A 21,859-nucleotide genomic window follows, 5' to 3' on the forward strand; every position below is an offset into this window, starting at 1 on the left:
TACGGCCTTTGTCGCCGTGGCCGGGTACGGCCGCGCGCGCACCTCACTCATTTCTCGCTGAGTCCGGGTCGGGCTCGGCGCCCACTCGAAGGATTTTCCCTCATGGTCGATTACGACCTGTTGATTCCGTATGGCTGGAATACCACCTCGTACACCGTGCCGGACGGCGCTGTGCCCGGTCGGGTGATCCGGACCGATCGGGGCGAATGCGATGTCGCCACGCCCTCCGGGCTCGCCAGGGCCGCGCTGCCCAGGGCCGATTCCGGGTTCTGCACCGGTGACTGGGTGCTGCTCGAACCCGCCACCGGGTTGCTTCCGCTCGCCGTGACGGCGCTGCTGCCGCGGCGCGGGGCGATCAGCCGCTCGTCGGTGTCGGGGCGCTCCGCGGGGCAGGTGCTCGCAGCGAATGTGGACACCGTGCTGATCTGCGTGCCCGCGGACGGCGATGTGGATCTCGGGCGGATCGAGCGGTTGCTCGCGCTGGCCTGGAAGAGCGGGGCGCAGCCGGTGGTGGTGCTCACCAAAGTGGATGCGGCGGAATCGGTTCCGCTTGATGCCGTGCGCACGGTCGCGCCGGGGGCGGCGGTGCTCGCGGTGAGCGCGAGCAGCGGAGCCGGGCTCGAGGTGCTGACCGCGGTGCTGGACGGGACCGTTGTCCTGCTCGGGCCGTCGGGGGCGGGTAAGTCGACGCTGGCGAATGCGCTGCTCGGCGAGGAGGCGTTCGCGACCGGGGCGGTGCGGGCCGTCGATGGCAAGGGGCGGCACACCACCGTGCAGCGGGAGCTGCGGCCGCTGCCGCACGGCGGGACGCTGATCGATACGCCCGGGTTGCGCGGGATCGGGTTGTTCGATGCCGCCGATGGGCTGGAGAAGACCTTCAGCGATGTCGAGAGCCTCGCGGCCGCCTGCCGGTTCAACGACTGCGGGCACGAGAGTGAGCCGGGGTGCGCGGTGCGGGCGGCGCTGGAATCCGGTGCGCTGACCGAGCGCAGGCTGGCGAGCTACCGCAAGTTGCTGCGGGAGAACGCCTACATGGCGGCGCGGACCGACAAGCGGCTGGCTGCCGAGCGGGAGCGGGGGTGGCGGACGGTCAGCCGAGAGCAGCGGCGGATGTATCGGCAGCGAGGCTCCGGAAAGTGAGACTCCGTTCGCCGTTGTAGGGTCGGCTCGCACATTCGGTCTATCAGGAGGCTCATATGGCTCAGCCCGGGGGGTACCCACCATCCGGTTCCGTTCCGCCACCGTTCGGTTCGCCGGGGCAGGGGGTGGGGTCAGGTCCCGTGCAGCAGGGGTGGGCTCCCGCCGGGCAGCAGAGTTCGCCCGGAACTTCGCAGGCCGGTTGGGCTCCGGCAGGGCAGCAGAGCTCGCCGGGCTATCCGCAGCAGGGCGGGAATGTCGGTGGGCAGCAGAGCTCGCCGGGGATTCCGCAGCAGGGCGGTTACGCCGCCGGGCAGCAGAGTTCTCCCGGTGTTCCGCAGGTCGGGTGGGCCCCTGCCGGGCAGCAGAGCTCGCCGGGCTATGCGCAGCAGGGTGGATACGCGGGTGGGCAGCAGGGCGCTCCCGTGGCGGGGCAGCAGAGCGGGGCGGGGTATGCCCAGCCGGGCGGGTACCCCGGCGGGCAGCAGGGCGGGGCCGGCTATGCCCAGCCGGGCGGGTACCCCGGCGGGCAGCAGGGCGGGGCCGGCTATGCCCAGCCGGGCGGGTACCCCGGCGGGCAGCAGGGCGTGCCGGGGTACCCGGGGGCGCAGCAGGGCGGGTTCCCCGGTGGGCAACCGGGATACCCTGCTACGCAGGCACTTCCGCAGCAATCACTCCCGCAACCGGACCCACCGGGACTGACGGTCGACGCCTCGTACTCCCCCTTCGCTTTCCTCCTCGCCATCACCAAACCCAAGATCCAGATCAACGGGCAGCAGGTGCCGGTCACCAGGTGGGGCCCGAACCACATCCCGGTCGGCCCCGGCCAGCACCACGTGCGGGTGAGCACGCCGTGGCTCTTCGACATGGGCCCGGCGACGGCAACCGTCCCGGTGCAGCCGGGCCAGGGCACCCGGGTGTACTACAAGGCCCCGGTGGTGATCCTGCTGAACGGCGCGATCGGCCCGGTGCCGCAGAAGGCCCCCGGCATGCTCTTCCTCTACATCACGTGGGGCTTCGTCGCCCTCGTCTTCCTGCTCAACCTGATCGTTCTGGTCGGAGTCGCGAGCACCTGAGCTCGCGACCAGGGCGTCCGCCGCGAGCGGGCGCCCTCTCTCCGCACCCCCTATGCAACTGATTGCATAACCGCGCTACCCTGGTCCAGGCACATCCCGCCCACGACAGGAGCAGTCGATGACGGATCAGGCTTCCAGGCCCCTCGCGAACAGGACGGTCATCATGTCCGGCGGCAGCCGCGGCATCGGGCTGGAGATCGCGAAGCGGGCCGCCGCCGACGGCGCGAACATCACCCTCATCGCCAAGACCGACAAGCCGCACCCCAAGCTGCCCGGCACCATCCACACCGCCGCCGCCGAACTGGAGGAGGCCGGCGGCACGGTGCTTCCGTTCGTCGGCGACGTGCGCGCGGACGAGCAGGTGGCCGAGGCGGTGCGGCAGACCGTCGAGCGCTTCGGCGGCATCGACATCGTGGTCAACAATGCCTCCGCCATCGACCTCTCGCCCACCGAGGCGATCTCGATGAAGAAGTACGACCTCATGCAGGACATCAACTGCCGCGGCAGCTTCCTGCTCTCCAAGCTGAGCATCGCCGCGCTGCGCGAGTCCGCGGCGGCGGGGCGCAACCCGCACATCCTGACGCTCTCGCCCCCGCTGAACCTGGACCCGAAGTGGGCGGGCGGCTCGCTCGGCTACACCATCGCCAAGTACGGCATGTCGCTCACCACGCTCGGGCTGGCCGAGGAGCTGAAGGACGCGGGCATCGCGGTGAACTCGCTGTGGCCGCGCACCACCATCGCCACCGCGGCGGTGCGGAACCTGCTCGGCGGCGAGGAGATGGTCGCCACCTCGCGCACCCCGGACATCTACGCCGACGCCGCCTACCTGGTGCTCACCTCGCCGGCCAAGGAGACCACCGGCAATTTCTTCCTCGACGACGAGGTGCTCGCCGCGCACGGCATCACCGACCTGGAGAAGTACCGGGTGGTGCCGGGCGACGGCCCGCTCACCACGGACCTCTTCCTCTGAATCAGAGGTGCGTTTTGGCCTCGTCGTACCCGCCCGCGCGGGCTTCGGAATCGGGGCCGTAGACGAGGTGCAGCACACCGGAGCCGAAGGCGGTGGAGGAGAGCAGGCGCAGCGGCTGTGTGCTCTCCTCCGCGCCGAAGAGCCGCTGCCCCCTGCGCACCGCGATCGGGTGCACCAGCAGGTGCAGCTCGTCGACGAGCCCGGCGTCGAGCAGCTGCCGCACCACCGAGGGCGAGCCACTGATGGCGATATCGCCGCCCGGCTCGGCCTTGAGCGCGCGGGCGCCAGCCACCAGGTCACCGCGCAGTTGCTCGGAGTTGCGCCAGGTGAAGCCGAGTTCGCTGCTCGAGACGACCACCTTGCGCATATCGCCGAGGATCTTGGCGAAGACCGCGTCCTCGCCGCCCTCCGCCTCCCGGTCCGGCCAGGCGCCGGCGAAGCTGTCGTAGGTGACGCGGCCGAGCAGCAGGGTGTCGGCGGTCTCCAGCTGCTTGCCGACGGCGGCGCCCATGGCGTCGTCGAAGTAGGGGAAGTGCCAGTCCTGCGGGTCCTCGACGACGCCGTCCAGGGAGATGAAGAAACTCGCGGTGACCTTGCGCATGGGGTGCTCCTCGGCAATCCGGTGTGGTTACCGGATCAGACGGAGCACCCCGGCGGAAATCATCGACGGATGCCGTAGAGCCTTTCCCAGTTCTCCCGGCTGGTGAGCTCCGGCGCCGCGGCCCGGTACTGCTCCTGCAGCGCGGGCAGCTCGCGGCGCAGCCTGCGCAGCACCCTGAGCGTGCGGATCAGCAGCGCGCGGGCACGGGCCTTGTCCCGCTGCCGGATTCGCACCCCGGACTGCGAGGCATCGGTCACCACCACGTGGTCGAAGAGCGAGACGTGCCACCAGTAGGCGTCCTCGCGGGTAATGCCGACCAGGCCGGGGCGGGTGCGCCCGGTCCACTGCCCGATGGCCCGCTTGATCAGCACGAGCAGCGCCCGGCTCGGCTCGCCGGAGGCGCGCTGCACGGCGATCTGCGCCGCGGGCACCGGCGGGGTCGCGGCCGGGTGCTTGATCGTCTCCGGGTAGTCGGCGCGCTGGCCGCGGGCCTGGGCGAGCGCCTCGATTCCGCCGTCCCGCAGGATCGTCGGGCCGCGCAGGAAGTCCTCGATGCCCTGCAGCGTGGTGTGCACCAGGCCGTACTGCATGGCCACCAACTGCTCGGCGATATTGCGGAAGAGCTGGCGGCCGATCTTCCTGCCGTCCAGGTCGGTGTGCAGCGCGCCGACGATGAGCGAGTTGCGGGTGCTGAAGTAGCGCGCCCAGTCGTCGTAGTCCTTCCAGTAGAAGTCGGCGTGCCAGACGGCGGCGTTCGGCAGGGTCACGGTGACGAAACCGTGCTCCCGCGCGCGCACGCCGTACTCGACGTCGTCCCACTGGAAGAAGATCGGCAGCGGCAGCCCGATCTTCGCGACCACCTCGGCCGGGATCAAACAGGTCCACCAGGCGTTGTACCCGGCGTCGACCCGGCGCTCCTGGTTCTTCTTCAGCATGCTGGTGTTGCGCAGCGCCTTGGCGACCTTCTGGCCGTGCATGAGCCGGTCCAGGTGCACCTCCTCGGCCCCGACGTTCAGGTAGTCCGGGTTGAGCAGGAAGAGCATCTGCGCGCCGACCAGCGTCGGCTCCACCGTGAGGTTGGCGAAGGCATTGAGCCGCAGCACCGTCTCCGGCTCGCAGAGGATGTCGTCGTCCATCAGGATGACGTCGGCGTGCTCGTTCACCGCCGAGACCTCGTAGAGCCCGCGGGTGAAGCCGCCCGCGCCGCCCAGGTTGGGCTGGCGGATGTAGCGCAGCTTCTCGCCGAGCACCGGCCGCACCTCGCGGTACCGCGGCCGCTCCTCGACCAGGTCGGTGCCCTGGTCCACCACGTACACCGCGTCGATGGCGGCGAGCACCGCCGGGTCGGAGGCGAGCGCGGCGACCGTCTCGGCGCAGTCGGCGGCGCGGTTGAAGGTGCAGATGGCGATGGCGACCGGGCGCATCCGCTCCGGGGCGGCGGCCGACCAGGTGAGCTCGGTGATGCCGAGCGCGCCGCCGACCGCGTCCGCCTCGACCCAGAGCGCGCCGCCGTCGACGTACTGATCCAGCTTGGCGCCGAGGCTGACCGGGCCGCTCGCGGAGACCTCGATGGAGTCGACGATCCGGCGGTGCCCGGCGATGTCCGAGGCCACCAGCCGCAGCCTGGCGGCGGCGGCGACGTCGAGCACCAGCGTGACCTGTACCTCGGTCACGGTGGTCCAGCGCTGCCAGTAGGCCGCCGCGAACCGGCCGAAGTAGGTATTGGTGTGCACCGTCGCGCCCTTGTCCAGGCGCAGCGTGAGCCGACCGCGCTGGGCGCGGCCCCTGGTGACGACGGCGTAGAGCTCGTCGTTGATCTTCGCCGACGGCCCGGTGAAGATTCCCCGCTGCAGCACCAGGCGGTCCGGAGCCCGGTGATCGGAGCGCAGCGCGGTGGGCGCCGCCTCGGCGACAGCTCGGTCGTTCGTTTCGGTAACGGCCTGCGTAGCCGACTGATCCATGAAGTCCTCGAAATTCAGTGTCGTGCCGACGGGACTAGCTGTGCCATCTCCACCCTCGTCCCTGGATACCTTCGCGGCGGGCCCGAGGATATCAACGCGGCGAACCGGGCGCTTGCTCAGCACGGTCGCCGAGCGCGTCGTCGATCTCGTGCTCCACCTCGGCCCGCGCGCCGGTGAAGACGAAGGTGTCGTAGGCCCAGTAGCGGAAGAGCACCGCGACGATCTGGCCGATCAGGGTGCCGGAGATATTGTCCGCGAGGGGCGAGGAGAGATCCAGCACATAGCGGGAGAAGGCGAGGCAGCCGAGCTGCAGCCCGATCGCGATCACATTGAAGAACGCGTAGAGCAGGTACTCCCGTGCGGCGCTGCCGCCCTGCTTGTGCGCGAACGTCCACCACTTGTTGCCGAAGTAGGTGACCACCGTCGCCACCCCGATCGCGATGATCTTGGCGGGCAGCGGCGCGTGGTACAGCACGCCCTCGCCGCCCCAGAACACCAGCAGGTTGTACGTTCCGGCGTCCACTCCGAAGCCGATCAGCCCGACCACCAGGAAGGCGCCGCCCCGCCGCAGCGCGGTCAGCAGGCGGCGGCTCAGGGGTGCGGGAGCGGTTTCGGCGGACTCGCGGGACGACACGCTCGCCGACGGTACACCGGGCACGCGGGGGCCGCGTCCGGCCTGTACCCTCCCCGTGTTCCCTGTTCGACCCCACCGAGATCGAGGATTGACCCGGGTGGACTCCTCCGAGCTTCGCATTGCCGCCGTGGTCCCGTGCCACAACGAAGAGGCTTCGGTCGCCAAGGTCGTCGCCGACCTGCAGGCCGCCGTGCCCGGGATCGTGGTCTACGTCTACGACAACCTGAGTACCGACGCGACATCGGAGCGCGCGCGGGAAGCGGGCGCGATCGTGCGCCGGGAGAACGTCAAGGGCAAGGGCAATGTGGTGCGCCGCGCCTTCGCCGATATCGAGGCCGACGTCTACCTCATGATCGACGGCGACGACACCTACGAGGCGTCGGCCGCGCCGCTCATGATCAAGACACTGCTGGACGGGCCCTACGACCACGTGCTCGGGGTGCGCCGCCAGGACGAGTCCGGCAATGCGTACCGGGCCGGGCACGAGACCGGCAACAAGGTGCTCAACGGCGTGGTCGGCAAGGTGTTCGGGGAGAACGTCGAGGACATGCTGAGCGGGTTCCGGGTGTTCTCCCGGCGCTTCGTGAAGAGCTTCCCGGCGGTCTCCCGCGAGTTCGAGATCGAGACCGAGCTGACGGTGCACTCGCTGCACCTCCGGGTGCCGCGGACCGCGGTGCCGGTCGGGTTCCGCGACCGCCCGGCGGGCAGCGAGTCCAAGCTGCGCACGTACCACGACGGGTTCAAGATCCTGAAGCTGATCGCCGGGCTGGCGCGGCACGAGCGGCCGGTCGCCTTCTACGGGCTCTTCGGCACCCTGGCCTGGGCGATCGCGCTCGTGCTCAGCATTCCGATCGCGATCACCTACTACGACATCGGCCAGGTGCCGCGCTTCCCCACCCTCTTCCTCGCCTTCACCCTGCTGCTGCTCGGCAGCCTGGCCTGGACCGCCGGGCTCATCCTGGACGGCATCCGGCGCTCCCGCCACGAGGCGGCGCGCCTCGTCTACCTGCGCTACAGCGCCGTCACCGACGACGGACCCCGGCGGTGACGGCGTCGGCCACCGGCACCTCCGCGGCGCCATCCGGCGACGAGCCGGACCCGGCGGAAGGCGTCGGCGCAGCGCCGACGTCCGCCGTGGACCAACCAGTCGAGCGGCCGCGGGCCGGGCGAGATACGGCCGTGCGGACCCGCACGGGCGTCGCGAGCCGGTTCGTCCGGAAACTGGGCCCTGCGACCACGGCGTTCCTGATCCTCGCCGGACTGTTCGGCGCGGTCTTCGCCGTCATAACCCCACCCTTCTGGGGCCACGACGAGATCACCCAGTTCGGCCGCGCGTACCAGGTGGCGCACGGCGGCTTCCTCCCCCAGGAGATCGAGGACACCAGGGGCGTCGCCTACGGCGGCGACGTCCCGAAGAGCATCACCGACCTCATGGGCTACGCCCTCACCGACTACACCACCAACGGCGACGAGCAGAACCCCATGGCCGCCGACCCGTCGGCCTACGACCGGTACAAGAATGCCCCGGTCTCGGCGGAGCTGGACCAGGTCTGGTTCACCAACACCGCCGCCTACTCCCCCGTCCCCTACATCCCGAGCGCCATCGGCCTGCGCGCGGCCGAAGCGCTCGACCTGAACGTCGGCACAACCACCCTGGTGACCAGGCTCGCCGGCTTGGCCGCCTACCTGGCGATCACCGGCTTCGCCCTGTGGTCCCTGCGCGCCCACCGCATCCAGTGGCTCGCCTTCGCCGTCGCGGTGCTGCCGATCGCGGTCTTCCAGGCGGGCACCGTCACCGCCGACACCCTGACCAACGCCCTCGCCTTCCTGATCTCCGCGCTCATGGTGAAGGCGCTCTTCCTCGGCGACGGCCTGCGCCGCGCCGAGACCGCCGCCCTGCTCACCGCCACGCTCACGCTCCCGCTGAGCAAGCCCGCGTACATCCTGCTCGCCCTGCTGGTCGTGGTGATCCCCGGCGAGCGCCTCGGCTTCCGCGGCGTCTGGCGCTACACGCACTGGGTCTTCGCGGCGGTCGGCGGCCTGCTCTTCGCGGCCTGGATGAGGGTGGCCGCGCCGACCGGCGACGGCATGAGCCTCATGCGCCCCGAGCACCAGTGGGGCACCGTCCGCCCGGACGACCAGCTGCGCGGCATCCTCACCGACCCGATCGGCTTCGTCGAGGTCTTCGGTGAGAGCATTTCGCGCCGGGACCAGCGCTGGTTCACCCAGTTCTTCGGCGAGCTCGGCTTCGCCTACATCGACGTGCCCGCGCTCGCCGTGCTCGCCTGCCTGGTCGCCTTCGTGCTCGGCATCGGGATCGGCGACCGGCTGCGCCCGGACGCGGCGACCTTCCGCCGCACCCTGATCGTGGCGCTGGTGCTGCTCGCCAATGTGGCCATGATCTACGTGACGCTCTACATGTCCTTCACGCCGGTGGACTACTTCATCATCGACGGCGTGCAGGGCAGGTACTTCGTGCCGCTGGCGGTGCTCACCTTCGCGGTGCTGCTGCGCTGGCTGCCCTGGCGGCTGGCGCGGCCGGACGGCGCGGCGCCGGGCCGGGGCGCGGTGCTGACCATCGTCGGCGCCACCGCGGTCGCGCTGATCGCGGCCGCGGTGAAATACCACGTGCTGGTCTGGGGCTGAGCTACAGCGGAAGCACTCGCTCGCCCGCCTTCCGGTAGACGGCCTCGGTGTGCTCCTTGTACGGCCGCCACCAGGCCTCGTTCTCCCGGTACCAGCGCACGGTCGCGGCCAGCCCCTCGCCGAAATTCGCGTACCGCGGGGTCCAGCCGAGTTCGGTGCGGAGCCTGGTCGCGTCGATGGCGTAGCGCTGGTCGTGGCCGGGGCGGTCGGTGACGTGGTCGAAATCGTCGGGATCGCGGCCGAATTCCGCGAGCAGCATTCGGATGACGGTCAGATTGTCGGTTTCACCGTCGGCGCCGATCAGATACGTCCGGCCCGCTTCGCCGCGTTCCAGGACGGCCCAGACCGCGCGGTTATGGTCGTCGACGTGAATCCAATCCCGGATCTGGTGCCCGGCGCCGTACAAACGCGGCCGCTGCCCGTCGATGAGATTCGTGATCTGCCGCGGGATGAACTTCTCCACGTGCTGATAGGGGCCGTAGTTGTTGCTGCAGTTCGACAGCGTCGCACGCACGCCGAAAGAACGCGCCCAGGCCCGGACGAGCAGGTCGCTGGATGCCTTGGTCGCGGAGTACGGACTCGACGGGTTGTACGGCGTCAGCTCGGAGAACGGCGGATCGTCCGAGTTCAGGTCGCCGAACACCTCGTCGGTGGAGACGTGGTGGAAGCGCACGCCGTGCCTGCGCACCGCCTGCAGCAGCGCGAAGGTTCCCACGATGTTCGTCTGCACGAACGGCCACGGGTCGGCCAGTGAATTGTCGTTGTGCGATTCCGCGGCGAAGTGCACCACCGCGTCCGTTTCCGCGGTCAGCTCGTCGACGAGCGCGGTATCGGCGATATCACCCTTCACGAATTCGATTCGGTCGGCGACGGAATCCAGCGATTCCCGATTTCCCGCGTAGGTGAGCGCGTCGAGCACCGTTACCCGGACATCGGGGCGATCGGCCACGGTCTGCCGGACGAAGTTCGCACCGATGAACCCGGCTCCGCCGGTGACGAGCAAGCGCATTCCGCGACTCTACCGCCGGGGCGGAGACGTCCGGGAGTCCCAGCCACCGACGAACAGTCCGATTTGCCCACCCCTCGATTCTCCCGAAACAGTGATGTGCATCACAATCCGACCGGAAAGGACGATGTCGGGCGGTTTTAATCACACAAAAACACCTGATCAGAACCTTGATTTCGATAACCCCACCAACCGCCAGGTCTGCTCGGTGAACGTAATTTGAACACCCGGTCACAGCCCATTCATCACTCGTTAGCTGACCTGGATTTCGATCATCGGGTCCCCCCTCCGACCGCTCGATGAGGTTCACAACACATGTTCATCAAGAAATTCGCCGCGACGTCGGCTCTGCTGATCGCCGCGCTCGGCGTCACCGCGGGCACCGTGAACGCGGCGCCGGCGGAAGCCCCGGCCGACGCGGTGAACTTCACCGCGCACGCCACCGAGACCGCCACCTTCATCTCCACCGACTCCGGCAAGCTGGTCGCCGAGGACGGCGTCTTCAAGGTCGTCGCCGCCGATGGCACCGTGCTGGCGGGCACCCCGCTGAGCTTCCGGCTCGACGAGTTCGAGTTCCCGATCGCGGCCGAGATCTCCGGCAACGACGCGACCCTCACCCCGCAGCTCGACCTGGAGAAGGCGGTCTACAAGCCGGTCGCGCTGCCCTACGAGGACAAGGCGCCCTGGAAGAACGAGTACGACCGTGAACTCGCGGCGTTCAACCGGCTGAAGGACACCATCTCCGTCGGCGCCACCGTCGGCACCCTGATCGGCGGGCTGTCCGGCGGCGCGCTCGGCTGCGTGCTCGGCGGCATCGCAGGCGCCACCGTCGCCTCCGCGACCATCGTCGGCCTCTTCGGCCCCTTCATCCCGGCCGCCGCCATCGGCTGCCTCGGCGGCATCCTCGCCGTCGGCGCGCTCGGCACCCTGGCCGGCCAGATCCTGGTCACCGCCCCGGTGGCGATCGGTGCGGCCATCCAGTACTGGAGCACCCTGAACCAGCCGTTCGTGCCCCCGGCCAAGTAATCCGGCACCGCGGAACCCCGCCCCGGACATCGCGTTCCGGGGCGGGGTTCCGTCGTTTCCGGGTGAACCTTGCCCCGCACCGGGTGCGGGGCAAGGTTCAGAACTCGTCCGGCCGATCGACGTCAGGCCGTCCGAGCTCGCTCCTGGTGCTCGACCCGGTCCCGCACGAAGCGGGCGACCCGGCCGAGCGCGGCCCTGCCCTCGGGCAGGCTGGGGAAAATGCTCATGAAGGCGTGCACCTGGCCGCGCCACAGCTCCAGGCTGTGCGGCACGCCCGCGGCGGCCAGCCTGGCCGCCATCAGCTCGCTGTCGTAGCGCAGCACCTCGTCCTCCGCGGCGACCAGCAGCACCGGCGGGAGATCCGCCAGGTTGCCGTTGACCGGCGAGAGGATCGGGTCGAGCACGCCCTCGATCTCGGCGCCCAGCCGCACCACCGCGGCCAGCGCGGAGAGCGGGATGTAGGCGTCCCTGGAGACATTGACGTAGCCGCGCTTGGCCACGTGGTCCAAGTCGAGCAGCGGGCTGAGCCCGATCAGCCCGGCCGGCGCGGGCAACCCCTCTTCCAGCGCCTTCAGCGTGGTGGCGAAGGTCAGGTAGCCGCCTGCCGAATCACCGGCGATCACCACCCGCGACGGGTCGGCGCCGTGGGCGAGCAGCCAGCGGTAGGCGGTCAGGCAGTCGTCCACCGACCGCACGATCGAGGTGCCGGGCAACTGCCGGTAGTCGACATTCACCACCGGGAGCCCGGTGCGCCTGGCCAGGCTGGCGGCGATCGGCCGGTGCGTGCGCAGCCCGCACACCGCGAAGCCGCCGCCGTGCAGATAGAGCACCGCGCCGTGGCGCAGCGCGCGGGAGCCGCCCGCCGGGCGCAGGATCTCCAGCGAGAAGCCGCGCAGCCGCACCTGCTCGCGCTCCACCCCGCGCGGCTCGCGGCGCAGCCGGGAGAGGCCGTCCACCGCGGCCGCGGCGACCGGGATGGTGTGCCGGTTGATCGGCAGCTGCCGCAGCACCGGGCGGACCACGCCGGAGCAGGTGGCGAGCAGCAGGCGGGCGGCCGGGCTCGGGCCGTGCGGGTTCATCACCCGGCCCGTGAGAGCGTCATCGATCGCGGTCATGGCGGTACCTACCTCACCCACGGGCGGGACATCCTCGCTGACGTCCCACTCCAGAAGATCACGACAAGTGTGATCCGTGCAACAACCATGCCCCGGCCGACCTGTTCGGCAAACCCGTCGTGACCATTTCGCGGTCGGGCTGGAACCTCCCCGTCTCCGGCACCCCGGCGAGCTGGCAGACTCTCGTGCCATGCGCGGAATCATCCTGGCGGGCGGCACCGGCTCACGCCTGCACCCGATCACGCGCGGGGTGAGCAAGCAGCTCGTCCCGGTCTACGACAAGCCGATGATCTACTACCCGCTCTCCACCCTGATGCTGGCCGGGATCACCGACATCCTGGTGATCACCACGCCGGAGGAGGCCGCTGCCTTCCGCAGGCTGCTCGGCGACGGCAGCGCCTTCGGGATCGCCATCGACTACGTGGTTCAGCCCGAACCCGACGGCTTGGCCAGGGCTTTCGTCCTCGGCGCCGACCACATCGGCTCCGAGTGCGCGGCGCTCGTGCTCGGCGACAACATCTTCCACGGCCCCGGGCTCGGCACCAGCCTGAACCGCTTCCACGGGCTGGACGGCGGCGCCGTCTTCGCCTACTGGGTCTCCGACCCGACCGCCTACGGCGTGGTGGAGTTCACCGAGGGCAGGGCGGTCTCGATCGAGGAGAAGCCGAAGGCGCCGCGCTCCAACTACGCCATCCCCGGCCTCTACTTCTACGACAACGACGTGGTGGAGATCGCCCGCTCGCTGCGGCCGTCCGCGCGCGGCGAGTACGAGATCTCCGATATCAACCGCGCCTACCTGGAGCAGGACCGGCTGCGGGTGGATGTGCTCGCCCGCGGCACCGCCTGGCTGGACACCGGCACCTTCGATTCGCTGCTGGACGCGGCGAACTACGTGCGCACCATCGAGGAGCGGCAGGGCCTCAAGATCGGCGTGCCGGAGGAGGTGGCGTGGCGGATGGGGTATATCGATGACGACCGGCTGCGCGCCGCGGCCGAGGGGCTGGTCAAGTCGGGGTACGGCGGCTACCTGCTCGACCTGCTCGAGCGCGGACGGGACTGGTGAGCATGGAGATCAGGGAGCTGGAGGTCCCCGGCGCCTGGGTGCTGACACCTCGGCAGTTCCGCGATGAGCGCGGCGTCTTCCTCGAGCAGTTCAAGGCCTCGGAGTTCGAGAAGGCGACCGGGCGGCCACTGGATCTGAAGCAGGTGAACTGCTCGGTCTCCGCGGCCGGGGTGCTGCGCGGCATCCACTACACCGAGGACCCGCCGGGCCAGGCCAAGTACGTCACCTGCGTGCGCGGCGCCTTCCTCGACGTGGTGGTCGACCTGCGCCCCGGCTCACCGAGCTACGGGCGGTGGGACAGCGTGCTGCTCGACGACGTGGACCGGCGCTCGGTCTTCCTCTCCGAGGGGCTCGGCCACGCCATCCTCTCGCTCGAGGACGAATCGACGGTGACCTACCTCTGCTCGCTGGAGTACAGCCCGGAGTTCGACCACGAGATCGACGCGCTCGACCCCGCGCTCGGCATCGACTGGCCGGGCGTCGGCCGGGACGGGCAGCCGCTCACCCTGGTGCGCTCGCCCAAGGACGAGGCGGCGCCGCCCTTCACACCCCGCTGACCGGGCGCCACCCCTCGCGGCGCCCGGTCGGGTAGGCGGGGGTTCAGCCCGCGGGCTCCAGGGCGGGCTCGACCGGCCGCCCGCGCCGCCGCACCAGCGCGGCCAGCGAGATCACCGCGCCGACCGCCGTGACCGCGGCGGCGAACTCCAGCCCGGGCCGGTAGGCGTCGAGCATGGCGGCGGGGGTGTGGTCGTGCGCCCCGCCTGCGATGAGCGCGGTCGTCACGGCGAGCACGATGGCCGCGCCGACCTGCATGGAGGTCTGCAGCACGCCGGCCGCGAGCCCCTGCTCGTCGTCGTCGATCCCGGCGGTGGCCTGAATATTGATGGCCGGGAAGCCGATCCAGCCGACGCCGATGAGCAGCACGGCGGGCAGCAGCACGGTGAGGTACGACGGGGCCGTGTCGATGCGAAGGAAGAGCAGGTAGCCGATGGTCATCACGGTGAGCGTCACCGCGATCACCGGCGCGGTGCCGACCCGGTCGACCAGCCGGTCGGAGAAGACCGCCGAGAGCGTCACCATGATCCCGACCGGGAGCAGCGCCAGCGCCAGCGTGAGCGGCGACCAGCCCAGCCCGTCCTGCAGGTACAGCGTGACGATGAACTGCCAGCTGAAGTACGAGCCTGCGAGCGCGATCACGGCCAGGCTGGCCCGGACCAGGGTGCGCTTGCGCAGGATGCCGAGCCGCACCAGCGGGTGCCGCACCCGCCGCTCGACCGCGACGAAGGCCGCGAAGAGCACCGCCACCGTGACGAACGAGCCGAGCGTGCGCGCGGTCGCCCACCCCACCTCGGGCGCGGTGACCACGGTGTAGACCAGCAGCAGCATGGCCGCGGTGGAGAAGAGCGCGCCGAGCAGGTCGTGCCCGCCCTCGTCGGCCGGGCGATCCTTCGGCACCAGCACCAGGGCGGCGGCGAGCGCGGCCAGCGCCACCGGGACCGGGAGCAGGAAGGTCCAGCGCCAGCCGATGCCGGTCATCAGCCCGCCGAAGAGCAGGCCGCAGGAGTAGCCGCCCGCGCCGAAGACGGTGTAGATGGAGAGCGCCCGGTTACGCGCGGGCCCCTCCGGGAAGTTCGTGGTGATGATCGAGAGCCCGGTCGGCGCGGTGAAGGCCGCCGCCAGCCCCTTCACGAACCGGGTCAGGATGAGCAGCGGACCCGAGCTCACCAGCCCGCCCGTCAGCGAGGCCACCGCGAACACCGCGAGCGCGATCAGGAAGACCCGGCGCCTGCCGAGCAGGTCGGCGGTGCGGCCGCCGAGCAGCAGCAACCCGCCGTAGCCGAGCACGTAGCCACTGACCAGCCACTGCAGCGTGGCCGTCGAGAGATCGAGCTCGGCGCCGATCGATGGCAGGGCGACGCCGATCATGGAGACGTCGAGACCGTCGAGGAACAGCACGATGCAGAGGGTGATCAGCATGGCCCAGAGCCGTGCCGGCCATCGGGCCGGATCGGTCGCCGCGGAGACGGCGCGCTGCGTTGCCGGGGAAGTCATGAGCCGGAACATTACATGCACATGCATTAGATTCCAACACATTAAATGTCGTTGCATGAGGTTGCCGTGGACACTAGAATGCGGTCATGTCCAACCTGCTCGGTGAGTGGCGGCGGCTTCTCGACCGCCACGCGGCGGTGAGCTGCGCGCTGGAGAAGGCGCTGCAGCCGCACGGGATCGGGCTCAGCGAGTTCGAGACGCTGGATCGGCTGGTCGACGCGGCCTGCGGCGACTACCGGATGAGCGAGCTCGCCGAGGACAGCCACCTGAGCCAGAGCGCGCTCTCCCGCACCGTCGCCCGGCTGGAGCGCGACGGCCTGGTCTCGCGCAGCATGTGCGCCGACGATCGCAGGGCCGTCACGGTCTGCCTCACCGAGAAGGGCCGCGCAGTGTACGACGCGGCCAAGCCCGCGCACCGCGCCGTCCTCGCGGAAATGCTGGTCTAGCAGCGGGTTTCACAGCGCGTTGCGCGCGTCCTCGATGCCGCGGCGGGCGTCGACCGCCACCGACTCGATCCCGGCGAAGGCGGCGCGGTACCGGGCGACCTCCTGCTCCTTGTCCACGAAGAGCGGGCCGGTGAAGGCCTCCACGTAGACCACCGGCGGCTCCGGGTAGGCGGCGGTGGCGCCGGGGTCGAACTCCAGCACCACGAAGCGGCCGGACTCCATGCCCGGGTGGTAGCCGGAATCGGCGGGGACCACGCGGATTCGGATATTCGGCAGGTCGGCCAGTTCGCGCAGCCGGTCCAGCTGCGCGCCCGCCACCTCGCTGCCGCCGAGCCTGCGCCACAGCATGGGCTCGGCGATCAGCACATCCAGCCGCAGCGGCGCCGCCGAGCGGGTGAGCTGCTCCTGCCGCACCGCGCGCAGCCGCAGCCTGCGCTCGGCCTGCTCGGCGGTGAGCCCGGGGCGGGCGCCCGCGAGCAACGCGCGGGTGTACGCCTCGGTCTGCAGCAGCCCGGGAACGGTGTCCACCTCGTAGCTGCGCAGCGCCGACGCCGCCTCCTCCAGGCCGAGGAAGACCTCGAAACCCTCCGGGATGGCGTCGCTGTACCCGGCCCACCAGCCGCGCGCCTTGGTCTGCCGCGCCAGCACGGTGAGCGGCTCGACCAGCTCGTCCGGCGCCGCGTAGACCTTGCACATGGCCTCCACGTCCAGCCCGCGCAGCGAGGTCTGGCCGGTCTCGATCCGCCAGATCTTCGCCTCCGACCACTCCAGGTGGCGAGCGGCCGCCCTGGTCGTCATCCCCGCGCGATTGCGCAGGTCACGCAGTTGGCGGCCGAGCTGGCGGCGCGGCAGCGTCGAGCCGGTCACTCCCCCCGGTTCGCCTGCTCCGGCGGTCACCCGGCGTGCGTTCATCGTCACGTCCCCCCTGTGTACACAACTGCCCGCCGCAGCCGCGGGTGGCCGGCCACACCCCTCTGGCCGACGACCGCGCCGGATACGCGGGTTGATCGATCACGAACACCCGGTTACGAAACCTGGGCACTCGGACGGCATTGTTTCACAGTAAGTCGGGCAATGACGATCACTTGGTACACCCGGCCCGCTTCTGTCGATCGATCGACGGACACCGGTGTACTCATTTCCGTGATCCTCGCCGGAAGCGCCAGAACTGCACGGCGCGAACGTCTTCGGAGAGCTGGTTCACCGGCTCCGCGACATCGGAGAGCACCTGGAAGAGGTCGTCGGCGAGATCGCTGATGTGCTCCACCCGCCCCGCCAGCCTGGCCGCGTTCACCAGGAACTCCAGCATCAGCCGGACCGCCGCCGCGATGGTCAGCCCGAGCGGCACCGCCACCAGCGCGGCCAGCACCCCGAGCACCGCGGAGAGCTGCCACAGCGAGACGGTCAGCGCGATCGGCACCGCGCACGCGAAAACCAGCCCGAGCAGGTAGGCCAGCGGCAGCAGGGTGAGCGTGGCCTCGCGCCGGAACCGGATATCGAGCAGCCCGCGCACCGCGTCGGCCACCCACGCGCGCAGCGCCGCCCTGCTCTCGAAGGGGTCGCGGCGCTCCAGCGCGGCGCGCGGCTCGCCCGCGGCCGAGCGGGCGAAGCGCCTGGCCGCCGCCGCCCGCCAGAGCGCCCAGCGCGAGCCCGCGTCCGGATCGCCAGGCACGGGGTCCGGGTCGGCGGCGGTCCGCGGCTCGCCCGGCGGCGAAACCGCCTCCGCGCTGTCCGATCCCGCGCTGAGCGGGGGTTCGCCGGACGGCACCGGCGTGCTGTCGGAGTCGTTGCTCATGCCCGAATCCTCCCCGTATATCATCGCTCGGGCCACCGGCACCGGACGCCGCCGAGCGCACTACCAGAGATCGGCTGTCCGGGTCGGGAATGAGACGAACATGACAGTTCGTAATTTTTCGGCGAACCACGTAACGCCGAGGACACCACGCGCCGATACCACTCGTGAATGCAGGACCTGACTCTGACCGGGGAATGGAGAAAGACAGTGCGTACCACGTTTCCGACTTCCGTCTCGGCGGCCGCGATGACCGCCGCCGCGCAGGACTACACCCAGCGCGGATGGACGGTCGCCGAAACGGCCAACGGCCTCTGCCTGATCGCCGATGAGGCGGTCGCCGGCATCGAGGTCGCCGGCGAGCTCGCCGCCGAAGTCCGTCGCTTCCTCCGCGCCAACAACCTCACCGGCCCGGTGATCGAGATCCCCGGCGCCGAGCGTCGCGAGATCCACCTGGTCACCGGCGTGGCCAAGGCCGAGATGGCGCTGGCGGCGCTGCGCGAGGCGGGTGCGGTCGTGCACACCGACGGCGCGGGCATCCCGCTGCCGCCCACCCAGCTCTCCGCCGGCTCCGCCTCCTGGGGCGTCGCGCCGGGCGAGGCCCGCTGGGTTCCGCCGGTGGTCGCCATCGGCGCCGCCGTCCGCGCCGCGCTGGCCAACCGGCGCGCGCAGCTCACCAGCGTCGCCTGCTGAGCGAGGGGTAGCACCCCCACCGACCAACGACCGGTGTCCGCACCGCCGAGGAACTCCCCACCCCGGCACCGCGGGCACCGGTCGTTCGCGTCTGCATTGAGAGATTTTTCTGTCGTCCCTCTCACAATGGACGATGATGGGGGTATGGCCGCGAGCTCGAACACCAGGAACCTGCTGCGCACCTGCCCGCTCTGCGAGGCGGTGTGCGGTCTGCGGATCACCCTCGACGCCGACGACCACGTGGTCGCGGTCCGCGGCGATCGGGACGACCCGTTCAGCCGGGGATTCATCTGCCCGAAGGGCGCCAGCCTCGGGCAGCTCGACGAGCATCCCGATCGGGTCACCGAGCCGCTGATCCTGGATCGGGCGACCGGGGTCCGGCGCACCGCCACCTGGGACGAGGCCTTCGCGCTGATCGCGGAGCGCATCCCCGCCATCCGGGCGGAGCACGGCGGCCAGGCCGTCGGGGTCTACCTCGGCAACCCCAACGCACACACCGTCGCGGGCGCGCTCTACGTCCCCGCGCTGATCCGGGCGCTCGGCACCAAAAACCTCTTCTCCGCGAGCACCGCCGACCAGATGCCGAAGCAGCTGGCCAGCGGGTTGCTCTTCGGCGACCCGCTCGCCGTCGCGGTGCCCGACCTGGACCGCACCGGCTACCTGCTGATGCTCGGCGCCAATCCGCTGGAGTCCAACGGCTCCGTCTGCACCGCACCGGATTTCCCCGGCAGGCTCCGGGCGCTGCGCGAGCGCGGCGGCAGGCTGGTCGTGGTCGACCCGCGGCGCACCAGGACCGCCGAGATCGCCGACGAGCACCTCTTCATCCGTCCCGGCAGCGATGCCTACCTGCTCTTCGGCATCGTGCACACGCTCTTCGCCGAGGGGCTCGTCGAGGTCACGGTGCCGGTCAACGGGCTGGACGAGGTGCGCGCGGCGGCCGCCGACTTCACCCCGGCGGCGGTGCAGCGCCGCACCGGCATCCCCGCGGCGACCGTCGAGCGGCTGGCCAGGGAACTCGCCGCCGCGCCGAATGCCGTGGTGTACGCGCGCATCGGCACCTGCACCGCCGAGTTCGGCACGCTCACCCAGTGGCTGGTGGACGTGATCAACGTGCTCACCGGCAACCTCGACACCCCCGGCGGCGCCATGTTCGCCACCGGCGCCGCACTCGGCATCGTGCGCAGCAAGCCGTTCCGCCCCGGCCGCTGGCGCAGCCGGGTGCGCGAGCTGCCCGAGGCCATGGGCGAGCTCCCGGTGGCCACGCTGGCCGACGAGATCAGCACCCCGGGCGAGGGGCGGATCAGGGCGCTGGTGACGGTGGCGGGCAACCCGGTGCTCTCCGCGCCGAGCGGGCCGCGGCTGGACGCGGCCTTCGCCGAGCTGGAGTTCATGGTGAGCGTCGACCGCTACGTGAACGAGACCACCAGCCACGCCGACGTGATCCTGCCGCCGCCGCGCACCCTGCAGTCGCCGCACTACGACTTCGCGCTGCTGCAGTTCGCGGTGCGCAACTACACCAGGTACTCGCGGCCGCTGGTGCCGCTCGGCGACCGGCCGTCGGAATCCGAGGTGGTCGCCCGGCTGGCGGCGGCGGTCTCCGGGCAGCCGCACGACCGAGGGGCGCTGGCCGCGCTGGACGAGTTCGTGATCGCGGGCATGCTGCACCGGGCCGGGCTGGACGAGCGGCGGCCCGAGCTGCAGGGGCTGACCAGCACCGAGCAGCGCATCGACCTCATGCTGCGGCTCGGCCCGTACGGGGCGTGGAACGGCGGAGCGCTGGAGCTGAACTCGCTGCTCGAGCAGCCCAACGGCATCGACCTCGGGCCGCTGCGGCCGCGGCTCCCCGGCAACCTGCGCACCGCGTCGAAGCGGGTGGAGCTGGCACCGCCGGCGCTGCTCGCCGACACCGAGCGGCTGCGCGCCGCGCTCACCGCAGCCCCGCCGGACGTGGTGCTGATCGGCCGCAGGCACCTGCGCTCCAACAACAGCTGGATGCACAATCTGCCCCGGCTGGTGAGCGGAAGCAACCGCTGCACCCTGCACATCCACCCGGACGACGTGGCCCGGCTCGGGCTCGGCGAGCACGCGGTGGTGAAGTCGGCGGCGGGCGCGGTGACGGTGCCGCTGGAGCCGACCGAGGCGATCATGCCGGGGGTGGTGAGCCTGCCGCACGGCTGGGGCCACGGCAGCAGCGGCCAGGAGGTGGCGCGCGAGCACGCCGGGGTCAACGCCAATATCCTCACCGACGATTCGGTGCTGGACGTGCCGTCCGGCAATGCCGTCTTCAACGGGGTTCCGGTCTCGCTCGCACCCGCGTGAGCCCGGCGCATACCAACCGGTTCACCAGTAAATAGCGAATTCGCCTGCGCGGCACCCGCAAATTCCCGGAAAACCCTTGTGCACGAGCATTTTCCCCTACGCATACCTCGCATTCCGGTGAACGCCGGGTGGGCGCCTCCCTAAACTGGTCGACGTTTTCGTTCGACGACCGGAGGGGGCGCCATGCCTGGTTCTCGACACGGCAGCGACGGGGAGCGCGACCTCCAGGAGCAGTACGGCAGTACCGCGAGGGCCGAGCGCTTCTACGACGAGCAGGTGCTCGACCACCTCAACCCGGCCATGATCGGGTTCATCGCCAGGATGGATATGGCCTTCATCGCGACCGCCGACCGGAAAGGCGAATGCGACTCCAGTTTCCGCGCCGGGGTGCCCGGATTCCTGCACGTGGTGGACGAGCGCACCGTCGCCTATCCCGAATATCGCGGCAACGGGGTCATGGCGAGCCTCGGCAATATCCTGGAGAACCCGCACGTCGGCATCCTGCTGATCGATTTCGTGGACGATCTGATCGGGCTGCACATCAATGGCAGCGCGCACATCGTGGAGGACGAGGTGCTCCGGCCGCGGGTGCGGGGGCTGCCCGCGCAGCATCGCGGCCGGGTGGCCGAGCGCTGGGTGGTGGTCGAGGTCGAGGAGGCCTACATCCACTGCCGCAAGCACATCCCGCACCTGGTTCCGGCGGAGCGCGAGCTGCGCGACTGGGGCACCGACAATGTCAAGGCCAAGGGCGGCGACTACTTCGGCGCCAAGGCGAGCCGGGGCGCGCTCAGCGGATCTTGAAGATGACCGCGCGCTGCACGACGAAGTTGATCACGGTCGCGGTGCCCTGGGCGACGACGAAGGCGAGCACCAGGGTGACCAGGTTGTCGTCCAGCCAGCGGTTGATCAGCGAGTTGATCCCCACCTGCACCGCGAAGGTGACGGCGTAGAGCAGCACGACCGCGAGGAAGCGGAGGCGGCTGGGCGGGGCCTGGAAGGTCCAGCGCCGGTTGATCAGGTAGGCGGTGGTGGTGCCCGCGATGAAGCCGATGGCCTTGGCGGCGTCCAGCGGCAGCCCGGCCGCCTTGTAGAGCAGGACGTAGAGCCCGAAATCGACCACCGCGGAGAGCGCACCGGTGAGCACGAACCTGATGATCTGCGTCTTCAGGACAACATCGGTGCCGCCCGGCTCGTCGACCAGGGGCAGCTCGGCGGGCAGCGGGAGGTGCGGTTCGGCGGACACGGGGAGAGCCTAACCCCCCGTACCGGGGAGTACGACAGACGCAGATCGACCCCGGAGCGCTACCTGTAGCCTCTATGCC

General features: G+C 70.6%; 21 protein-coding genes. 12 read left to right on the plus strand and 9 right to left on the minus strand.

The features are described from left to right. Nucleotides 1-102: 102 nt before the first annotated feature. The 3 genes from rsgA to NH2_RS04200 all read left to right on the plus strand — a co-directional run bounded on the left by rsgA (nucleotide 103) and on the right by NH2_RS04200 (nucleotide 3,183). Nucleotides 103-1,140 (plus strand): ribosome small subunit-dependent GTPase A, encoded by a 1,038-nt coding sequence (gene rsgA / locus NH2_RS04190; protein WP_067648373.1) that lies wholly within the window; start codon nucleotides 103-105, stop codon nucleotides 1,138-1,140. Nucleotides 1,141-1,562: 422 nt separating this feature from the next. Beyond that, on the plus strand, nucleotides 1,563-2,213 hold the full coding sequence (locus tag NH2_RS29360; RefSeq protein ID WP_174552795.1) for a hypothetical protein: 651 nt from the start codon (nucleotides 1,563-1,565) through the stop codon (nucleotides 2,211-2,213). A 118-nt stretch (nucleotides 2,214-2,331) separates the two neighbouring features. Further along, nucleotides 2,332-3,183: an SDR family oxidoreductase gene (locus NH2_RS04200; RefSeq protein ID WP_067648376.1), complete on the plus strand. Its 852-nt coding sequence runs from the start codon at nucleotides 2,332-2,334 to the stop codon at nucleotides 3,181-3,183. A 1-nt stretch (nucleotide 3,184) separates the two neighbouring features. On the opposite strand, the gene NH2_RS04205 is transcribed toward NH2_RS04200, so the two are convergent. The 3 genes from NH2_RS04205 to NH2_RS04215 form a co-directional block, all read right to left on the minus strand. Then, complete coding sequence (locus NH2_RS04205) at nucleotides 3,185-3,784, minus strand: dihydrofolate reductase family protein (protein ID WP_067648378.1); 600 nt, start codon at nucleotides 3,782-3,784, stop codon at nucleotides 3,185-3,187. A gap of 59 nt (nucleotides 3,785-3,843) precedes the next feature. Continuing rightward, nucleotides 3,844-5,745 carry a glycosyltransferase gene (locus NH2_RS04210; RefSeq protein ID WP_067648381.1) on the minus strand — a complete coding sequence of 634 codons (1,902 nt, stop codon included), beginning with the start codon at nucleotides 5,743-5,745 and terminating at the stop codon, nucleotides 3,844-3,846. Between the two features lie 91 nt (nucleotides 5,746-5,836). After that, nucleotides 5,837-6,379: a GtrA family protein gene (locus NH2_RS04215; protein ID WP_245650418.1), complete on the minus strand. Its 543-nt coding sequence runs from the start codon at nucleotides 6,377-6,379 to the stop codon at nucleotides 5,837-5,839. 97 nt (nucleotides 6,380-6,476) lie between these two features. Between NH2_RS04215 and NH2_RS04220 the strand changes: the two genes are divergently transcribed. Both NH2_RS04220 and NH2_RS04225 read left to right on the plus strand, forming a co-directional pair. Beyond that, complete coding sequence (locus NH2_RS04220; protein ID WP_067648384.1) at nucleotides 6,477-7,427, plus strand: glycosyltransferase; 951 nt, start codon at nucleotides 6,477-6,479, stop codon at nucleotides 7,425-7,427. A 131-nt stretch (nucleotides 7,428-7,558) separates the two neighbouring features. Then, the gene (locus tag NH2_RS04225) at nucleotides 7,559-9,025 is read left to right on the plus strand and encodes a DUF2142 domain-containing protein (protein WP_245650419.1); all 1,467 of its coding nucleotides are present in this window, start codon (nucleotides 7,559-7,561) and stop codon (nucleotides 9,023-9,025) included. Nucleotide 9,026: 1 nt separating this feature from the next. Here the strand turns inward: NH2_RS04225 and rfbB are convergent, their stop codons facing one another. Next, on the minus strand, nucleotides 9,027-10,034 hold the full coding sequence (gene rfbB, locus NH2_RS04230; RefSeq protein WP_067648390.1) for a dTDP-glucose 4,6-dehydratase: 1,008 nt from the start codon (nucleotides 10,032-10,034) through the stop codon (nucleotides 9,027-9,029). 312 nt (nucleotides 10,035-10,346) lie between these two features. Here rfbB and NH2_RS04235 point away from each other — a divergent pair, with 312 nt between their 5' ends. Continuing rightward, nucleotides 10,347-11,057, plus strand: a complete 711-nt coding sequence (locus NH2_RS04235) for a DUF8020 domain-containing protein (protein ID WP_067648395.1) — start codon at nucleotides 10,347-10,349, stop codon at nucleotides 11,055-11,057. A gap of 122 nt (nucleotides 11,058-11,179) precedes the next feature. Here the strand turns inward: NH2_RS04235 and NH2_RS04240 are convergent, their stop codons facing one another. Then, complete coding sequence (locus NH2_RS04240; RefSeq protein ID WP_067648398.1) at nucleotides 11,180-12,172, minus strand: alpha/beta hydrolase; 993 nt, start codon at nucleotides 12,170-12,172, stop codon at nucleotides 11,180-11,182. Between the two features lie 190 nt (nucleotides 12,173-12,362). On the opposite strand from NH2_RS04240, the gene rfbA reads away from it, so the two are divergent. Continuing rightward, nucleotides 12,363-13,235, plus strand: a complete 873-nt coding sequence (gene rfbA / locus NH2_RS04245; protein WP_067648401.1) for a glucose-1-phosphate thymidylyltransferase RfbA — start codon at nucleotides 12,363-12,365, stop codon at nucleotides 13,233-13,235. A gap of 2 nt (nucleotides 13,236-13,237) precedes the next feature. Next, entirely contained in the window at nucleotides 13,238-13,792 is a 555-nt protein-coding gene (locus NH2_RS04250; protein ID WP_067648403.1) for a dTDP-4-dehydrorhamnose 3,5-epimerase family protein, read from the plus strand. Between the two features lie 43 nt (nucleotides 13,793-13,835). Here the strand turns inward: NH2_RS04250 and NH2_RS04255 are convergent, their stop codons facing one another. After that, complete coding sequence (locus NH2_RS04255) at nucleotides 13,836-15,287, minus strand: MFS transporter (protein ID WP_067649294.1); 1,452 nt, start codon at nucleotides 15,285-15,287, stop codon at nucleotides 13,836-13,838. Between the two features lie 86 nt (nucleotides 15,288-15,373). Here NH2_RS04255 and NH2_RS04260 point away from each other — a divergent pair, with 86 nt between their 5' ends. Next, nucleotides 15,374-15,733, plus strand: a complete 360-nt coding sequence (locus tag NH2_RS04260) for a MarR family winged helix-turn-helix transcriptional regulator (protein WP_067648406.1) — start codon at nucleotides 15,374-15,376, stop codon at nucleotides 15,731-15,733. 9 nt (nucleotides 15,734-15,742) lie between these two features. Here NH2_RS04260 and NH2_RS04265 read toward each other — a convergent pair whose 3' ends face one another. Both NH2_RS04265 and NH2_RS04270 read right to left on the minus strand, forming a co-directional pair. Then, nucleotides 15,743-16,645 carry a helix-turn-helix domain-containing protein gene (locus NH2_RS04265; protein ID WP_067648409.1) on the minus strand — a complete coding sequence of 301 codons (903 nt, stop codon included), beginning with the start codon at nucleotides 16,643-16,645 and terminating at the stop codon, nucleotides 15,743-15,745. Between the two features lie 223 nt (nucleotides 16,646-16,868). Then, nucleotides 16,869-17,528, minus strand: coding sequence for a DUF4282 domain-containing protein (locus NH2_RS04270; protein WP_084505205.1), 660 nt, complete (start codon nucleotides 17,526-17,528; stop codon nucleotides 16,869-16,871). 207 nt (nucleotides 17,529-17,735) lie between these two features. On the opposite strand from NH2_RS04270, the gene NH2_RS04275 reads away from it, so the two are divergent. From NH2_RS04275 to NH2_RS04285, 3 genes are all read left to right on the plus strand, one after another. Beyond that, the gene (locus NH2_RS04275; protein ID WP_067648413.1) at nucleotides 17,736-18,218 is read left to right on the plus strand and encodes a hypothetical protein; all 483 of its coding nucleotides are present in this window, start codon (nucleotides 17,736-17,738) and stop codon (nucleotides 18,216-18,218) included. A 144-nt stretch (nucleotides 18,219-18,362) separates the two neighbouring features. Next, nucleotides 18,363-20,537, plus strand: coding sequence for a molybdopterin oxidoreductase family protein (locus NH2_RS04280; protein WP_067648417.1), 2,175 nt, complete (start codon nucleotides 18,363-18,365; stop codon nucleotides 20,535-20,537). A 183-nt stretch (nucleotides 20,538-20,720) separates the two neighbouring features. Continuing rightward, nucleotides 20,721-21,338 (plus strand): pyridoxamine 5'-phosphate oxidase family protein, encoded by a 618-nt coding sequence (locus tag NH2_RS04285; RefSeq protein ID WP_067648424.1) that lies wholly within the window; start codon nucleotides 20,721-20,723, stop codon nucleotides 21,336-21,338. Here the strand turns inward: NH2_RS04285 and NH2_RS04290 are convergent. Beyond that, complete coding sequence (locus NH2_RS04290; protein WP_084505206.1) at nucleotides 21,325-21,780, minus strand: GtrA family protein; 456 nt, start codon at nucleotides 21,778-21,780, stop codon at nucleotides 21,325-21,327. The two genes, NH2_RS04285 and NH2_RS04290, sit on opposite strands and share 14 nt — an antisense overlap. Between the last annotated feature and the right edge of the window lie 79 nt (nucleotides 21,781-21,859).

It is taken from the genome of Nocardia harenae NBRC 108248, from assembly GCF_001612885.1.
GTDB lineage: Bacteria > Actinomycetota > Actinomycetes > Mycobacteriales > Mycobacteriaceae > Nocardia > Nocardia harenae.